14 protein-coding genes are annotated in these 15,674 nt (G+C 72.0%); 8 read left to right on the forward strand and 6 right to left on the reverse strand.

Going from position 1 to position 15,674, the window contains the following annotated elements:
- Positions 1 to 315 precede the first annotated feature (315 nt).
- From ACZ7L0_RS01590 to ACZ7L0_RS01600, 3 genes are read left to right on the forward strand one after another with little or no spacing between them, the layout of a single operon-like run.
- Entirely contained in the window at positions 316 to 1,389 is a 1,074-nt protein-coding gene (locus ACZ7L0_RS01590; RefSeq protein ID WP_471240356.1) for an aromatic ring-hydroxylating dioxygenase subunit alpha, read from the forward strand.
- The gene (locus ACZ7L0_RS01595) at positions 1,386 to 1,568 is read left to right on the forward strand and encodes a hypothetical protein (RefSeq protein WP_471240357.1); all 183 of its coding nucleotides are present in this window, start codon (positions 1,386 to 1,388) and stop codon (positions 1,566 to 1,568) included. The genes ACZ7L0_RS01590 and ACZ7L0_RS01595 overlap by 4 nt, the downstream gene beginning before the upstream one ends.
- On the forward strand, positions 1,565 to 2,500 hold the full coding sequence (locus ACZ7L0_RS01600; protein WP_471240358.1) for a PDR/VanB family oxidoreductase: 936 nt from the start codon (positions 1,565 to 1,567) through the stop codon (positions 2,498 to 2,500). Before ACZ7L0_RS01595 ends, ACZ7L0_RS01600 begins: the two co-directional genes overlap by 4 nt.
- 11 nt (positions 2,501 to 2,511) lie before the next feature.
- Here the strand turns inward: ACZ7L0_RS01600 and ACZ7L0_RS01605 are convergent, their stop codons facing one another.
- Together ACZ7L0_RS01605 and ACZ7L0_RS01610 are read right to left on the reverse strand one after the other, a co-directional pair.
- Positions 2,512 to 3,699 carry an acyltransferase family protein gene (locus tag ACZ7L0_RS01605; protein ID WP_471240359.1) on the reverse strand — a complete coding sequence of 396 codons (1,188 nt, stop codon included), beginning with the start codon at positions 3,697 to 3,699 and terminating at the stop codon, positions 2,512 to 2,514.
- A 189-nt stretch (positions 3,700 to 3,888) separates the two neighbouring features.
- Complete coding sequence (locus tag ACZ7L0_RS01610; RefSeq protein ID WP_471240360.1) at positions 3,889 to 4,560, reverse strand: MmyB family transcriptional regulator; 672 nt, start codon at positions 4,558 to 4,560, stop codon at positions 3,889 to 3,891.
- A gap of 223 nt (positions 4,561 to 4,783) precedes the next feature.
- Here ACZ7L0_RS01610 and ACZ7L0_RS01615 point away from each other — a divergent pair, with 223 nt between their 5' ends.
- The 3 genes from ACZ7L0_RS01615 to ACZ7L0_RS01625 all read left to right on the forward strand — a co-directional run bounded on the left by ACZ7L0_RS01615 (position 4,784) and on the right by ACZ7L0_RS01625 (position 6,441).
- Positions 4,784 to 5,440: a helix-turn-helix domain-containing protein gene (locus tag ACZ7L0_RS01615; protein ID WP_471240361.1), complete on the forward strand. Its 657-nt coding sequence runs from the start codon at positions 4,784 to 4,786 to the stop codon at positions 5,438 to 5,440.
- A 32-nt stretch (positions 5,441 to 5,472) separates the two neighbouring features.
- Positions 5,473 to 6,012 carry a toxin-antitoxin system, toxin component gene (locus ACZ7L0_RS01620; RefSeq protein ID WP_471240362.1) on the forward strand — a complete coding sequence of 180 codons (540 nt, stop codon included), beginning with the start codon at positions 5,473 to 5,475 and terminating at the stop codon, positions 6,010 to 6,012.
- A 201-nt stretch (positions 6,013 to 6,213) separates the two neighbouring features.
- Positions 6,214 to 6,441: a hypothetical protein gene (locus tag ACZ7L0_RS01625; protein ID WP_471240363.1), complete on the forward strand. Its 228-nt coding sequence runs from the start codon at positions 6,214 to 6,216 to the stop codon at positions 6,439 to 6,441.
- Between the two features lie 39 nt (positions 6,442 to 6,480).
- Here ACZ7L0_RS01625 and ACZ7L0_RS01630 read toward each other — a convergent pair whose 3' ends face one another.
- A complete protein-coding gene (locus tag ACZ7L0_RS01630; protein WP_471240364.1) occupies positions 6,481 to 7,161 on the reverse strand; it encodes a 4'-phosphopantetheinyl transferase family protein in 681 nt (226 codons plus the stop codon).
- Positions 7,109 to 8,017, reverse strand: coding sequence for a metallophosphoesterase family protein (locus tag ACZ7L0_RS01635; protein ID WP_471240365.1), 909 nt, complete (start codon positions 8,015 to 8,017; stop codon positions 7,109 to 7,111). Before ACZ7L0_RS01635 ends, ACZ7L0_RS01630 begins: the two co-directional genes overlap by 53 nt.
- Before the next feature lie 306 nt (positions 8,018 to 8,323).
- On the opposite strand from ACZ7L0_RS01635, the gene ACZ7L0_RS01640 reads away from it, so the two are divergent.
- Together ACZ7L0_RS01640 and ACZ7L0_RS01645 are read left to right on the forward strand one after the other, a co-directional pair.
- Positions 8,324 to 9,466: an ATP-grasp domain-containing protein gene (locus ACZ7L0_RS01640; protein WP_471240366.1), complete on the forward strand. Its 1,143-nt coding sequence runs from the start codon at positions 8,324 to 8,326 to the stop codon at positions 9,464 to 9,466.
- A gap of 143 nt (positions 9,467 to 9,609) precedes the next feature.
- Positions 9,610 to 11,295, forward strand: a complete 1,686-nt coding sequence (locus ACZ7L0_RS01645) for a carbohydrate binding domain-containing protein (protein WP_471240367.1) — start codon at positions 9,610 to 9,612, stop codon at positions 11,293 to 11,295.
- Between the two features lie 50 nt (positions 11,296 to 11,345).
- Here the strand turns inward: ACZ7L0_RS01645 and ACZ7L0_RS01650 are convergent, their stop codons facing one another.
- Positions 11,346 to 12,596: an alpha-L-fucosidase gene (locus ACZ7L0_RS01650; protein WP_471240368.1), complete on the reverse strand. Its 1,251-nt coding sequence runs from the start codon at positions 12,594 to 12,596 to the stop codon at positions 11,346 to 11,348.
- Positions 12,597 to 12,599: 3 nt separating this feature from the next.
- Entirely contained in the window at positions 12,600 to 15,653 is a 3,054-nt protein-coding gene (locus tag ACZ7L0_RS01655) for an alpha-mannosidase (RefSeq protein WP_471240369.1), read from the reverse strand.
- Between the last annotated feature and the right edge of the window lie 21 nt (positions 15,654 to 15,674).

A 15,674-nucleotide genomic window follows, 5' to 3' on the forward strand; every position in this document is an offset into this window, starting at 1 on the left:
CCGGGCCGCAAATCGGCGGCCGGCCGAGAACCTCCCCGCCCCCGCCTGCGGCGACCGCCGCCCCAAAGCGGGCAGGGACGGCCTCGCCGACCCGAACGTCGCCTTCGAGGGCCACTGGTCGGCGTGCGTCTCCGCCTTCCGCGGCCCGGCCACGGGCGAACCCCCCATCCCCTGGGCGGGGTTGATGCCCGCGCCGGCCGGGGTGGAGTGCCGGCCCGGCCCGGCCGAAGCCCTTCCGTGGGACGGAAGCGCCGTTGTGGTGCCCTCCCGCGCCTTCCCATGATGTGGCCACCACCACACACGGGAGCCGCAGCCATGCCGCACATGACCGCCTTCGCCAGGAACCAGTGGTACGTCGCCGCCTACAGCCACGAGGTCGGGCGCGAGGAGCTGCTGGGACGCACGATCCTCGGTGAGCCGCTCGTCTTCTACCGCACCGAGGAGGAGGGCACGCCGGTCGTCCTGCACGACCGCTGCGTCCACCGCCGCTTCCCGCTGCACGAGAAGCCCGGCCGGCTCGACGGGGACCGGCTCGTGTGCGGCTACCACGGGTTCACGTACGACACCTCCGGGACCTGCGTCTACGTGCCGGGGCAGAAGCGCGTCCCGCGCACCGCCCGCGTCGCCTCCTACCCGGTGGTCGAGCAGGACTCGCTGGTGTGGGTGTGGATCGGCGACCCGGCCCTCGCGGACCCGCTGACCATCCCCCGCGCCCGGCACCTCGACGCCCCCGGCTGGGTCACCGTCCGCGGCATGGAGCCGATCGACGCCGACTACGGCCTCCTCGTCGACAACCTCCTCGACCTCTCCCACGAGACGTATCTGCACGGCGGCTACATCGGCACCCCCGAGGTCGCCGAGACGCCGATCACCACGGAGGTCGACGAGGGCGCGGGGATCGTACGGGTCAGCCGGCACATGGACGACGCCGCCTGTCCGCCGTTCTACGCCCGGTCCACCGGCATCCAGGGCAGGATCACCCGCTGGCAGGACATCGAGTACCACGCCCCCTGCCTCTACCTGCTGCACAGCCGTATCGCCCCGGTCGGGGTACTGCCCGAGCCGGACGGCAGCGACCCCAGCGGCTTCCACACCGAGATCACGTACGCGATCACGCCGTCCGGCGACGGCCACGTGTACGACTTCTGGATGGTCTCCCGCGACTGGGCGACCGACGACGACGAGGTCACCGAGTTCCTGCGGGGCAACAACCACACCGTCGTCATGCAGGACGTGGACGCGCTCAACCTGCTGCAGAGGACGCTCGGCACCGAGCGCACCGGCTACCAGGAGCTGAGCATCAACATCGACACCGGCGGCCTGGCCGCCCGCCGCATCCTCGCCCGGCTGGCCGAGGAGGGCGACAAGCCGGTGGAGAAGGTCCAGTGACGTCCGCCCACCCGGCCGGCACCGGCGAGGTGTACCGCGTCGACTGGCTACCGGGCACCGACACCCTGCACGGCACCTGCCACTGCGGCGCCGAGCACCGCGCCCAGGACCCGGTCGCGATGTGGGAGTGGATGCTCGCCCACCCCGAAGGACACCAGCCGCAAGGATCCCCCTCATGAACGTGTATGAAGCCGAACTCGTCGTCGATAGGCGGGAGTTCGCCGCCGACGGCGTCATCTCCCTCACCCTGCGCCATCCGCTGGGCGAGGAGCTGCCCGGCTGGGAGCCGGGCGCCCATGTCGACGTGCTCCTCGGTCTGGGCCTGGAGCGGCAGTACTCGCTGTGCGGTGACCCCGCCGACCGCGCCGTGTGGCGCGTCGCGGTGCTGCGCGAGCCGGACGGGCGCGGCGGATCGGCGTATGTGCACGAGCAGGTGGGGCCGGGCGACAAGGTGCGGGTGCGCGGGCCGCGCAACCACTTCCCGCTGGAGCCGGCCACCCGCTACCGGTTCGTCGCGGGCGGCATCGGCATCACCCCGATCCTGCCGATGCTGGCCGCGGCCGAGGCGGCGGGCGCCGAGTGGACGCTGCTGTACGGCGGACGGACCCGTGCGTCCATGGCGTTCACCGGCGAGTTGGACCGGTACGGGGACCGGGTGACGATCGCCCCGCAGGACGAGACGGGCCTGCTCGACCTCGGCCCGCTGCTCGACGCCCCGCCCGAGGGCACCCTCGTCTACTGCTGCGGCCCCGGCCCGCTGCTCGACGCGGTGGAGGAGCGCTGCCCGGCCGGGATCCTGCGCGTGGAACGGTTCCAGCCGAAGGCCCAACCGGTGGGTGAGGAGAGCGAGTTCGAGGTCGAGCTGGCCAGGAGCGGGCACACCCTGACCGTCCCGGCGGGCGTCTCCGTGCTCGACACCGTGCGCGCCGCGGGCGTCGAGGTGCTCTACTCCTGCACCGAGGGCACCTGCGGCACCTGCGAGACCGATGTGCTGGAGGGCACCCCGGACCACCGGGACTCGGTGCTCAGCGACGAGGAACGGGAGACGGGCGAGACGATGATGATCTGCGTGTCCCGGTGCCGGGACGGGCGGCTCGTGCTCGACCTGTGACCCGGTGCCCATCAGACCGGCCGCCCGGCAACGAGCATGGCCCGCCAGGACCGGTTGCGCTGGAAGGGCAGCTCGAAGGTCCTCGCGAACAGGTGCGCGCCCAGCACCGAAGCGGGCAGTCCCAGCAGGAGTGTGAACCAGAAGACCGGCAGGCCGGGCGACACGAAGTGCGGGGCGACCTTCCGGGTGACGACCATGACGACCGGCAGGTGAATGAGGTAGAGGCTGTATGAGCAGGCGCCCAGACCGCGCACGGGCCGCGCGGCCAGGAGCCGCATGAGGAGGGCGGGCCTGCCGGTGGCGACCGCCGCGAGGAGCATCGTCATGGCGGGTACGACGGCGAGATCCACCCAGAAGTAGTGGTGCACCGTCCACACCGGGCCCTCGGCGACGACGAGCGCCAGAACGGGCACCGCGGCCAGGGCGGCGAGCCGGTGCCACGGCAGGAGCCGGACCTTCCGCGGCGCGACGACGATTCCCGCGGCCACCACACCGGCGACGAACACCGGGGCGAGATGCGGAGTCAGCCCGTTCACGCCCTCCACCGGGGAGGCGTGCGGCGCCGACAGGCCGCGCGCGACCACCAGGAGCGTCACCCCCGCGAGCAGGGTCACCGCCCCCAGCCGCCGCCGGATCAACAGGAGAAGCGGGAAGGCGAGATAGAGCTCCGCCTCCACGCCGATCGACCAGAACGCGCCGTTCGGCGTCGCGGCGTCGAAAACGTCCTGGAGTACGAGACCGTAGACCACGGCCGATCTGCCGGTCGGCGGTCCGAGATGCGAGGCGGGCACCACGAACCAGGCGATCAGCAGGCTCACCGCGAGTGCCGCCCAGTACGGAGGCAGGATTCTCCAGGCGCGCCGACGCAGGAAGCGGCCCGTGCCGCCGAGCCGCCAGCCGTTGCGCGCCGGGGAGATCGCCAGGGAGAAACCGGACAGCACCAGGAAGAAGACGACCGCGAGACGCCCGTACATCAGCCAGCCCAGCCAGGAGGGACCCGAGTTGCGGGGAAAACCCGGAAAGACGGACAGCCAGCAGTGAAACAGGACCACGTACAGTGCGGCCAGGCCGCGGAGCCCATCGAGGCCCGGCACATCGTCGCGACGGCGCGCGTCCCCTCTCTCGCCCTCTTCGCGCGCCGCGACGGGTAAGTCGGGGTCGACGCTCCTGACGGCCTGGTTCGGCTTCAGTGAGTTCATTACGCCCTTTCCGGCATGGGTTCTCGTAAGTGCCCCATGGGTGACGCAACGTCACCCACCGGGTGCAGTACGTCGAACACGGCCGGAAGGTTCAAAGGGCGGGCACAGCGTGTGCCGAGACCGGCGGACGGCCGGCCCGGCGGGGTACGGCCCGGCGCCGTCGGCGACCTGAACGCCGACGGAGCCGGGTCAGATCTCCGGGGACGGAACGACCGTCAGATGACTCGCGGCGCCACGGCCGCGGCGGGGGCGGCGCGGGGCCGCGGCGGTGCGGCGGGAGTCGCGCAGCACCAGGGTGAGGCGGGTGTAGCCCAGTTCCTGAAGCGTCCGGGGGGTCTCGGCGACGATCCGGCACTCGGTGGCGCCCCAGCGCGGATCGGGGTGCAGCAGCGGACGGACGGCGCCGTCGTGCTCGGCGGCGCCCTCGCCGACCGCGCGGATCCAGTGCGGCAGGCCCTGGCGGAAGGCGGCCTCCATCAGGGGGTCCTGGGCGATGTCCCGGCGGATCGCCTGCAGCCCGGGGTCGTGCGCGCTGCGCTCCAGGGCGGCCTTGAAGTGCGCCAGCATCGGCAGGCACCAGCTCGGCTCGTGCTCGCCGAGGACCGTGGCCGCGTCCGGGTGGAAGAGGACGAACCGGAGGAAGTTGTCGCCCGGCATGGCCGTCGGATGCGGGCCGACGCCGCGGAAGAGCGCCGCGAACGCGTTGTTGGCCAGGACCACGTCCCAGCGGTGGTCCACGACGAAGGACGGGAAGGGGACGGCCTCCACGAGCGAGGCGTAGTCCTGGAGATACGCCTGGGCCTCGAGACCCTCGGGGACGGGCCGCGGCGCCGGCCGCTGCCCTCCTGCCTGATGTGCCATCGGGAGGTCACCCCTCTTGCCTATGCGGCCTTCACGCGGCGCCCTGATCCTGCTGCCCCGACAAGAGCGATGTCAACTATCGTGGCATTTCATGCCGGTTGACGGCTGAAATTGGCCACAGTTGTGGCGAGACCTGGATGTGAGTTCGAGGCACCCGCTACTCTCCGGGAAGTTCACGGCAACTGTTGGTGATGAGCCTCTGAGAGACGTAGGAGATCTGTCGGTGACGGATGGCTACGAGGATCCGGGCGCCACGGCTACCGCCCAGCTGCCGGCCGTCGTCGCCCGCGTCACCGCGCTCGCCGACCGGCTCGGTGTGCCGCACGCCGAGGTCTTCGACATCAGACGGCTCTCCGTCGCCTGCGGCGTCCCCGATCCCGTGGTCCGGGCCCTGCTCGGCGGCCGGCCCGCCGGGGAGCCCGATGTGCAGGCCAGGTTCCTGCAGCGGCTGGACCTGCTGCGCCGCACCCGGCTGAAGCCCAACGGGCGCAGATACACCCAGCAGGAGATCGCCGACGGCGCGGGCATGTCCCGGCAGCAGGCGGGCGCCCTCATCAACGGCGACCGGCGTCCCACGATGGAGCACTGCGACGCGCTGCAGCGCTTCTTCCGCGTGCACGCCGGCTTCCTCACGGCGGAGGACCCCGAGGCCCTCGCGGGCGCTCTGCAGCGCATCGAGCAGGAGCTGTTGCAGAAACTGGCCGACCGCGAGCGGGCGGCGGCCGGGGCCGCGCAGGATCCGCTGGAGCGGCTGCTGCAGGACCACGGCGTCCGCGGGATCGCCTGGCGGGCCGCGCAGCTGCCCACCGACCAGCACCGCGACAAGGTCGCGGAGTGGCTGGACATGCTCTTGGAGAGCGTCAAGCGGCCCGAGTCGTGAACCGGGGGAGAAGAGTGGGCATCGGCAGGGAAATGCGCCGCCTGAGCGGCGAGCTGGTCGCTGAGCTGACCCTTCCCGCACCGGCGCGACCGCACGACCTGTACACGGCGCTGTGCGACGCGATGAGCCGCCGCCGCGGCCGGCCGGTCCTCTTCCGCACGGCCGCCTTCCCGTCCGGCACCGCCAGCGGGCTGTGGCTGGACATGACCGACCGCGACCTGGTCGTCCTGGAGGAACGCACCGCGCCCGACCACCAGTTGGTCATCCTGGGACACGAGCTGTGGCACATGCAGGCCGACCACAGCGGCCACCACGTCGACGGCGTCGGCGTCGCCGCGCGGCTGCTGGGCGACGACCCGGACCCGGAGGCCCTGGAGGCCACCGTGCACAAGGTGGCCGCCCGGACCCGCTTCGACCTCGCCGAGGAGCGCGAGGCCGAGACCTTCGGCCTGCTCCTGGCCAGCAAGTGCCGTACATGGCTCGCTGGTTCGTCCCTGCGGGGCCCCGGCCGGCGGGACGACGTGGCGGGCCGCATCGAGGCGTCGCTGGGGTATCTCGGGCCGCAGGGCTGAGCGCTCCCGGCCGCCGTGGCCGAGGAGGGCGGGAGCGCGCGGTCCGCCCCGGGCGCGGCGCATCGGCCGAGCGGGCGAACCGGAGCCGGGCGGGACGGCGTTGTCAGTGGCGGGCGGCAAGCTGGAAGTGCGCCGCCTACGTGTGCGGCGTACGTGCCCGAGGGTGCGTGGACCGTGCCACCGAACGGGGAGAGCCGAGTGATGCCGACCGCCGTACTGACCGACCGCGAGCGCACCGCCGTCCAGGCCTATCTGCGCCTGCTGCACACCGTGCGCGCCGCCCTGGACGGCCCGCCGGACGGCGCCGGTCCGGTCGTCGTCCCGCCCGCCGTGCTGGCCGAGGCGGAGCGGGCGCTGGCGGACGCCGGACTCGCGGGCAACGAGGAGGAGTTCTTCCGGCTGCTGCACGGCTGGTGCCCGCGGCCCTGAACCGGGCGGCGCGGCCGGGGGCCGCCCGGGCGGCGCGCGTCAGGAGTGCGGCACGACGACGGCCGTGGTCACCACGCCGCGCCGGACGCACCAGCGGCCCTCGAACGCGTCGACGCGCCGGCCGCCCACCCAGGGCCCGGGGACGAGGAGTTCGGCCCGCAGGCGGCCCTGCGGGGCCGTTCCGGGATCCGGGACGATCTCGATGTCGGCCTCGGCGAAGTCCAGCCACTCGCCGGTGAGGGGGAACCACGCCTTGTAGACGGACTCCTTGGCGCTGAACAGGATCCGGTCCCAGTGCACGTCGGGCCGTTCCTCGGTGAGCCGGCGCAGCCGGCCGGCCTCGGCGGGCAGGAAGACGTAGGAGACGACCTCCTGCGGCAGCACGGCGTGCGGTTCGGCGTCGATCCCGAGGGAGGCCAGGTCGGCGGCGCGGGCGAGGGCGGCGGCGCAGTAGTCGTCGCTGTGGGTCATGCTGCCGACCAGTCCGGCCGGCCAGCGCGGCGCCCCGCTCTCGCCGGTCGGTACGGGCTGCGCGGGCACGCCGAGCTTCTCCATGGCGAGCCGGGCGCAGGCGCGCACGGCGGAGAACTCGCGGCGGCGCTTGGCCACCGCCCGGGTCATGAGTGCCGCTTCCTCTGGGTAGAGCGGGGCGTCCAGGAGCGGGTCGTCACCGTGCAGTTCCACGGTCACGACCGAGTCCGGAAGCAGCTCCTCCATCACCGGATCCGACCTCCATCGGCAGTATGCGGCGCAGCCTTCCCGGAGGTTCCGGGCGCTTGCGCCATTCGCGGGGGTATCCCACGGACACCTCTTCGAAGCGGACGCCGTCGAGCCAGGTGGTCCGCGGGATGTGCAGATGACCGTAGACCATGGTGGCGACGCGGAATCTGCGGTGCCAGTCGGCGGTGAGGGCGGTGCCGCACCACATGGCGAACTCGGGGTGCCACAGGACGTCCGTCGGATGCCGGTCCAGCGGATAGTGGTTGATCAGGACGGTGGGCAGGTCCTCGGGGAGCTCGGCGAGCCTGCGTTCCGTCGCGGCGACCCGGGCGCGGCACCAGGCCTCGCGGCTGGGGTAGGGGTCGGGGTGCAGCAGGTACTCGTCGTTGCACACGATGCCGGTGCCGTGCGCGTAGGCGAGCCCCTCCTCCTTGGTCGCGCACCCGGCCGGCAGGAAGGAGTAGTCGTACAGCAGGAACAGTGGTGCCACGACCGCCGGGCCGCCGGGGCCGTTCCAGACGGGGTAGGGGTCCTCGGGGGTCGTCACGCCCAGCTCGCGGCACATCTCGACCAGGTGCTCGTAGCGGGGGACGCCGCGCAGGGTGACGGTGTCGCGCGGGTGGGTCCACAGGTCGTGGTTGCCGGGCACCCACAGGACCTTGCGGAAACGGCCGGTGAACGTCTCCAGCGTCCAGCGGATGTCGGCGACGGTCTCCGCCACGTCGCCGGCCACGATCAGCCAGTCCTCGTCCGACTCGGGGTGCATCTGTTCGACGAGCGCGCGGTTCTCGGGGTATCCGATGTGCAGGTCGCTGATGGCGAGCAACCGCCCCGCTCGGCCGGCCGTCGACTCCACCCTGGCCCCTTCCGATCACGTCAGTGACCTTACGAGAACACATTCGCCGTCACCGGACAAGGACAATCCGCGACAGCGCGGTACGCGCCCCGGAGCTCCTGGTTCACGGTACCGGCCGAGCGGGTGGACAGGGCCGGTGAATCCGTAACACACGCGTTGCACGCCGGTCCCCTTGAAAGCCGTATGATCGCCCCAACACCACCGCCACGAACGCCCTTCGCACAGGGCGGTTTGGTGTACCTCCTTCCCTCCTGCCCGGGCACGGGTCGCTGAGCCCTGCCCGAAAACCCCCGAAAGGCGGCCTGCATGCTCTCTCGCGTACGCGTCTGGCTCAACCGCACGTACGCGGAGAACGTGTTCTTCATGGATCAGCTGCGGAGAAATCCCAGCGACCGGGCGGTCGAGATCCATGCCACGCACGGCGACCCCGACTCCCCCGTGCTGGCCGCCGCCGACACCGCCGACCTGGAGCCGGGGGGCCTGTCCCCGGCCGGGTACGTCGAGTACGCCCTGGACCAGTGCGCGCGGCGCGGCATCGACGTGTTCGTGCCGCGGCTGCACCAGGCGGCGATCGTGGCGCACCGGGCCGAGTTCGAGGCCGCCGGTACGGCGCTGCTGGCGCCGACCCCCGAGGCGGTCGCCGTGTTCGAGGACAAGGCGACGGCGTACGAGGCGGTCCGCTCGGTCGGCGTGCCGGTGCCGCCGTGGTGGCGGGTGCGCACGGCGGACGAACTCCTCACCGCGGTCGACGAGTTGGAGGCGGCCGGACACAAGGCCTGCTTCAAGCCCGCCGCCGGTGCGGGCGGAGTCGGCTTCCGCGTGATCACCCGCGCGCCCTTCTCCCTGGCGCACCTGAGCGGGTTCCCGGGGCCGTACGTGCCGCTGGAGATGGTGGTGGCGGCGGTGCGGGAGGCCGACGAGCCGGTGGACTGGCTGGTGATGCCGCGCCTGACCGAGCCGGAGGTGTCGGTGGACTGCCTGACCGGCCCCGACAACCGGGTCCGGATGGCCGTGGGCCGCACCAAGAACGGCCGCCGTCGCGGCTTCACCCTCGACGAGCGGTGGCTGGCGCCCGCGCGGCTGATCGCGGAGGGCTTCGGGCTGCACTACCTGTCCAACATCCAGTTCCGGATGTTCGGCGAGCAGCCGGTGCTCCTCGACATCAACACTCGCCCGGCCGGCGGCCTGCACCAGCTGTCGCTGTGCGGGGTCAACGCCCCTTGGGCGGCCGTGCAGTTGGCGCTCGGCGAGGACCCGGGCGAGATCGTGCCGCCGTTCCTGGGGCAGGACTACGCGGTGGTGTCCGGGCCGCGTCAGGTGCGCCCGGTGACGCTGCCTCAGCAGCGTACGGAGGAGACCGAGCCGCTGCTTCCGGCGGTCCCGGCGCCCGCCGGACCCGCCGCCGAGGTCGCGGCGGAGGCGGGAGCCCCCGCCGTCGCACCGGCCTAGCCTCACCCCACCGGTCTGGACCAATCTTGGTGTAGCCCCTTGACACCGTGATTGGTCCATACCAACTTGGTTGCGCATCGCTTTCCGCACTCCCCGCACACCCCGTGCACTCCCGAACACCCCCATCACTTCAGGGAGATCGCGTGCGCAACACACTCCGGCGTACCAGACGCCGTTTCCTCGCCCTGCTCGGCTCCGCGGCCCTGGCACTCGCCGGGGCCATCGCCCTCCCCGGCACCGCCCACGCGGCCAACATCCTCACCAACCCCGGCTTCGAGTCGGGGAGCCTCTCCCCCTGGACCTGTACCGGCGGCCTCGGCTCGGTCGTCTCCTCCCCCGTGCACGGCGGCACCAAGGCCCTGGCGGGAGCGGTGAGTTCGAGCGACATCGCCCGGTGCGGCCAGACCGTCTCCGTCCAGCCGAACACGACGTACACCCTCAGCGGCTGGGTGCGCGGCTCCTACGTCTACCTCGGCGTCGACGGCGGCGCCTCCACCTGGACCACGTCCCCCTCGGCCTACAGCCAGCTGTCGGTGGCCTTCACCACCGGCGCGACACAGACCAGCGCCACCATCTACGTCCACGGCTGGTACGCCCAGGGCACCTACCACGCCGACGACATCAGCCTGGACGGACCCGGCGGCGGGGGCGGCGGCTCCGACACCCAGGCGCCTACCGCGCCCACCGGCCTCGCCACCACCGGCAAGACGTCCTCGAGCGTGTCGCTGAAGTGGAACGCCTCGACCGACAACGTGGGCGTGAGCGCGTACGACGTCTACAGCGGCGCGAACCGGGTGCTGAGCGTCTCCGGTACGACCGCCACGGTGAGCGGGCTGTCGCCGAGCACCGGCTACACCTTCACCGTGAAAGCACGGGACGCGGCCGGGAACGTCTCGGCGGCCTCCAACGCCGTCGGCGTCACCACGGACGCGGGCAGCGGCGGCACCGGCTTCAAGCAGGCCGCGCCCTACCTGTACGAGGGCTGGGGCGACCCGCCGAGTCCGGCCACGGTGATGAGCGCGACCGGCGTCAAGTGGTTCACGATGGCGTTCGTGCTGGACTCCGGCGGCTGCACCCCCGCCTGGGACGGCAGCCGGCCGCTCACCGGTGGCGCCGACCAGACCGCCATCAACCAGATCCGCTCCGCGGGCGGTGACATCGTCCCCTCGTTCGGCGGCTGGCAGGGCAGCAAGCTCGGCGCCAACTGCTCCTCGGCGAGCGCGCTCGCCGGGGCCCTGCAGAAGGTGATCGACGCCTACTCCCTGAAGGCGATCGACATGGACATCGAGAACACGGACGAGTTCGAGAACGAGGCCGTGCAGGCGAGGATCCTCACCGCCCTGAAGACCGTCAAAGCGGGCAACCCCGGCCTGAAGACGATCGTCACCTTCGGCACCTCGACCACCGGCCCCACCTACTGGGGCAACCGGCTCATCGAGCAGGCCCAGTCGCTGGGCGCCGGCATCGACGTCTTCACCATCATGCCGTTCGACTTCGGCGGCGGCTCCGACATGTACGGCAACACGGTGAACGCGACGGAGGGGCTGAAGAACAAGCTGAAGTCCACGTTCGGCTGGGACGACGCCACCGCCTACTCCCACATCGGCATCTCCGGCATGAACGGCCTGTCCGACCAGCAGGAGAACACCACCCCGGCGATCTGGACCCAGATCCGGGACTGGGCCAACTCCCACCACATCGCCCGGCTCGCGTTCTGGGCGGTCAACCGCGACCGGCCGTGCCCGGGCGGCGGCGTGGTGAGCAACTGCTCCGGCATCAGCCAGAGCACATGGCAGTTCACCTCGATCACGGCCGGGTTCACCGGCTGAGTCCCCCCACGGAGGCGGCCGGTCCCCCGAGGGCCGGCCGCCGCCGCGCGTCAGAACCGCCCCGAACCCCGGTACAGCTCCAGCTCGCCGTCCAGTTCCACGGCCAGCACCGTGGCGTACGGATCGAGGTCGGCCGCGGCCGGCGGATCGATCCACAGCACGCCGACCGCCTCGTGCAGCCCGCCGACCACCCGGTGGCCGAGTTCGGTGCCGCTGCCGAGCACGCTCACCCTGCTCACACCGGTGGCGAGGCCACGGACGCCGATCTCGGCGCGCGGGGCGTCGAACAGGGTGAGGTACAGGGTGCGGCGGTCGGCGGAGAGGGTGCTGGGCCCGTAGTGGTGCCCGGCCGGCAGCCCGCGCACGGTCCCGTACACGGCCCCCGCGTGCTTGCGGATCCACTCCCCCAGGCCTTCCAGGCGCTCGGCCTGCGGCCGCGGGATGGTGCCGTCCTCCCTCGGGCCGACGTCGAGCAGCAGGTTCCCGCCGCCGCCGATGGTCTCGGCGAAATACCGGATGAGCTGCGACAGCGACTTGTGGTTGTGGTCGTGGTGCTGGTACCCCCACGAGTCGTTGATCGTCAGGCACAGCTCCCAGGGACCCTCCGGCGGCACGATCGGGGCACCCTGCTCGGGCGTGGCGTAGTCGCCCTCGCTGAGCATGCGGGCGTTGAAGACGACATCGGGCACGTACGACCGTATGAGCGCGGCGAGTTCGGGGATGCGCCACTGCTCCTCGCTGCGGTCCCACTCGCCGTCGAACCACATCAGGTCCGGCCGGTAGCGGGAGGCCAGCTCCCGGATCTGCCCGTCACGGTAGGCGATGAACCGCTCCCAGGCCTCCAGGTCCTCGTCCTCGGCCGCGACCTCGGAGTAGCGGTTGTCCTCCAGCTCCGGCGGGCGGCCCGGCTTGCGGGTGGAGGCGTAGTCGGGGTGGTTCCAGTCGGAGTGGGAGTAGTACAGACCGACCTTCAGGCCCTTCTCGCGCAGCGCCTCGGCATAGCCGGAGAGGTAGTCCCGGCCGAGGTTCAGGTCGCCGTACGCGGTGTCCCACAGGGCCACACCGTCGTGGTGGCGGCTGGTCAGCACGGCGTACCTGGCGCCGGCCCGGGCGAACAGGTCCGCCCAGGCGCGCGGGTCGTACTCGGCGCCGGTGAAGCGGTCCAGCTGGGACATGTACCGGTCGTGCGGCACGATGTCGTCGTAGAACGACCAGGACTCCTGGACGCCGTCCACGGCGTAGATGCCCCAGTGGACGAAGATCCCCAGCTTGGCGTCGGTGAACCAGGGTTGCATGGGCATCGGTCAGCTCACCTCGGCACGCCGCAGACGCAGCGTCAGGATCTGGAAGGGCCGCAGCGCGACGGGTACCGCGCCGTCGGCGTCGGTCTCCACGTCCTCCAGCGGTCGCTCCAGCAGATCGGTGACCTGGGCGCCGGCGAGCGGGAAGCCGGTGCGCAGCACGCCCCGGGCACGGCCGCCGAGGGACTCGTAGAGCCGGACGACGACGTCACCGGACTCGTCGTCGGCGAGCTTCACCGCCTCCACGGTCACGCCCGCGCCGTCGACGGAGACGACCGGCTCCGGCGCGCCCGCCGCGTCCGCCACCCGCAGGGGGAGGTTGAGGGCGTAGCCCTCGGCGACCGCGTCCTCGATGCTCGCGCCGGGCAGCAAGGAGTAGGTGAAGCGGTGCCGGCCCTGGTCGGCCTCCGGGTCCGGGACACGCGGGGCGCGGACCAGGCTGAGGCGGACCGTGGTCGTCGTACCGCCGTCCTCGCGCACCGTGCGGGAGACGTCGTGCCCGTACGTGGAGTCGTTGATGACCGCGACACCGTAGCCGGGCTCGCCGATGTGCACCCAGCGGTGGCCGGAGACCTCGAAACGGGCCGCCTCCCAGCTGGTGTTGGTGTGCGTGGGCCGCTGGACGTGACCGAACTGGATCTCCGCGCTGGAGTGCGGGGCGCGGACGTCCACCGGGAAGCCCGCCTTGAGGATCTTCTCGGCCTCGTGCCAGTCGATGTCGGTCTCGAAGTCGATACGGGGGCTGCCGGCCCGCAGGGTGATCGTCTGGGTGATCTTCGAACCCTTGCCGAAGCTCCGCTCCACGCGGATCGCGCCGAGCAGCGGGTCCTCCTCGACCACCGTCACCGTGTCGGCGTCGAGCAGGTCGGTGTAGCGGTTGTTGTAGTGCTTGTCGATGTCCCAGGCGTCCCAGTAGTTCGGGAGGTCGGTGTGCAGACGGAGCAGGTTGCCGGTGTCGGCGAGGACCTCGCGCTGTACACGAAGGTCGTATACGGACGACAGTGTGCCGTCCTCCGCCACCTGTATGCGGACCAGCCCGTTGTCGAGGACCCGGCCGCTCACCGTCACCGGCTGCGGCGCCCCGGCGCCCGCGAGGGGCGCGCTGCCGTTCGCGGGCACCTCGGCGTACGCCGGTGCCCCGGCGGGCGTGCGGACGACCTCGGCCCGGTCGAAGGGGCCGGCGTTGAAGACGCGGGTCCCGCCGCCGCCCAGCGCTGCCACGGCCGCCCGCGTCAGCTCCTCCAGCTCACCCGCGACGCGGGCGTACTCGGCCTCCGCCTCCCGGTGCACCCAGGCGATCGACGACCCCGGCAGGATGTCGTGGAACTGGTGCAGCAGGACCGTCTTCCACAGCCGGTCGAGCTCGCGGTACGGGTACGAGTAGCCCGGCGCGTGCAGCGCGGCCGTCGTCGCCCACAACTCGGCCTCGCGGAGCTTGTGTTCGCTGCGCCGGTTGCCCTGCTTGGTGCGGGCCTGCGAGGTGTAGGTGGCCCGGTGCAGCTCCAGGTAGAGCTCGCCGACCCACACCGGGGCGTCCGGGTACTCCTCGCGGGCCTTGGCGAAGAACGCGTCGGGGTGCTCGACCTCGACCCGGGGGGAGCCCTCCAGGTCCTTCAGACGCCGTGCGCGTTCCATGATCTCCCGGGTCGGGCCGCCTCCGCCGTCGCCCCAGCCGAAGGGGGCGAGGGAGCGGGTGGCGCCGCCCTTCTCGGCGTAGTTGCGCACCGCCCGGGACATCTCCTCGCCGCTGAAGCGGGCGTTGTAGGTGTCGATGGGCGGGAAGTGGGTGAAGATGCGGGTGCCGTCGATGCCCTCCCACCAGAAGGTGTGGTGGGGGAACTTGTTCGTCTGGTTCCAGGAGATCTTCTGGGTGAGGAACCACTCGTTGCCGGCGAGCTTGGCGAGCTGCGGGTAGGCCGCGTTGTAGCCGAAGGAGTCCGGCAGCCAGACGCCCTTGGTCTCGATGCCGAAGTGCTCGATGAAGAACCGCTTGCCGTGGATCAGCTGGCGGGCGACGGCCTCGCCGCCGGGCAGGTTTCCGTCGGCCTCCACCCACATACCGCCGACCGGCGCCCACTGGCCCTTCTTCACCGACTCCTGGATGCGGGCCCAGACGTGGGGGTAGTTGTCGCGCACCCACTCGTACTGCTGGGCCTGCGAGCAGGCGAAGACGAACTCCTCGTACTCGTCGGCCAGGGAGGTGACGTTGGAGAAGGTCCGGGAGGTCTTGCGCTTGGTCTCCCGGATGGGCCACAGCCAGGCGGAGTCGATGTGCGCGTGGCCGACGCCGGAGATCACATGGGCGCTGGCGTTCGCGGGCTTGGCCAGGGCGGGCGCGAGCGCGGCACGTACGTCCGCCGCCGAGCCGGAGATGTCGTCCAGGTCGAGCAGGTCCATCGCGCGGTCGAGTGCGTGCATGATCTCGTGCCGGCGCGGGTCGTGCTCGCCCAGCTCCAGCATCAGCTCGCGCAGCACTTGGACGTCGAGGTCGAGGTGCCAGACCTGCTCGTCCAGTACGGCGAGGTCGGCGCGGCGGAATGTATACAGTGGACGGTCGCCTGCCGTCAGCACATCGCCGAGCGGCGTCGGCGCCGCGAAGTCGTTCGCCAGGATGTCCGGGTTCGAGGCCGCCTCGACCAGATAGTCGATCGGCTCCCCGCCCGACGCCGGGTTGGCGATCGGCACGTACTGGTTCAGCGGGTTGACCGCCTTCAGCGGCGTCCCGTCGGTGAGGTGCACCAGGGCCTCGGCCTGGTTGCCCGGCCAGTCACCCACGAAGCCGAGGTCGATGACCGCCTCGACGCGCCGCCCGGCCCACTCGGCGGGCACCTGCCCGCGCATCCGGAACCAGGTCGTCCCCCAGGGCGGTCCCCACGGGGTGCCCATCGCGAAGGGCTCGTACGGAGCGGCGGCGGCCTCCTCGAACGGCACCGGCTCGCCCGGCGCCTGCCAGGCCTCGACCGCGAGGGGGACGGTGGCCGCGTAGACCGCGGGCTTGATGCGCTGGTTGAGGAGGCGTTCGACGCGCTCCTCGATCCGGCGGCGTTCGTCGTGCATGAGGGGTCTCCAGGGAGGGAG

It is taken from the genome of Streptomyces sp. NPDC039424 (assembly GCF_055639495.1).

Bases quoted from the DNA above. Each gene is read 5' to 3' on its own strand.
- ACZ7L0_RS01600 (WP_471240358.1), top strand. From the start codon at position 1,565: ATGAACGTGTATGAAGCCGAACTCGTCGTCGATAGGCGGGAGTTCGCC.
- ACZ7L0_RS01655 (WP_471240369.1), bottom strand. From the start codon at position 15,653: ATGCACGACGAACGCCGCCGGATCGAGGAGCGCGTCGAACGCCTCCTC.
- ACZ7L0_RS01650 (WP_471240368.1), bottom strand. From the start codon at position 12,596: ATGCCCATGCAACCCTGGTTCACCGACGCCAAGCTGGGGATCTTCGTC.
- ACZ7L0_RS01610 (WP_471240360.1), bottom strand. From the start codon at position 4,560: ATGGCACATCAGGCAGGAGGGCAGCGGCCGGCGCCGCGGCCCGTCCCC.
- ACZ7L0_RS01605 (WP_471240359.1), bottom strand. From the start codon at position 3,699: ATGAACTCACTGAAGCCGAACCAGGCCGTCAGGAGCGTCGACCCCGAC.
- ACZ7L0_RS01620 (WP_471240362.1), top strand. From the start codon at position 5,473: ATGCGCCGCCTGAGCGGCGAGCTGGTCGCTGAGCTGACCCTTCCCGCA.
- ACZ7L0_RS01625 (WP_471240363.1), top strand. From the start codon at position 6,214: ATGCCGACCGCCGTACTGACCGACCGCGAGCGCACCGCCGTCCAGGCC.
- ACZ7L0_RS01640 (WP_471240366.1), top strand. From the start codon at position 8,324: ATGCTCTCTCGCGTACGCGTCTGGCTCAACCGCACGTACGCGGAGAAC.
- ACZ7L0_RS01590 (WP_471240356.1), top strand. From the start codon at position 316: ATGCCGCACATGACCGCCTTCGCCAGGAACCAGTGGTACGTCGCCGCC.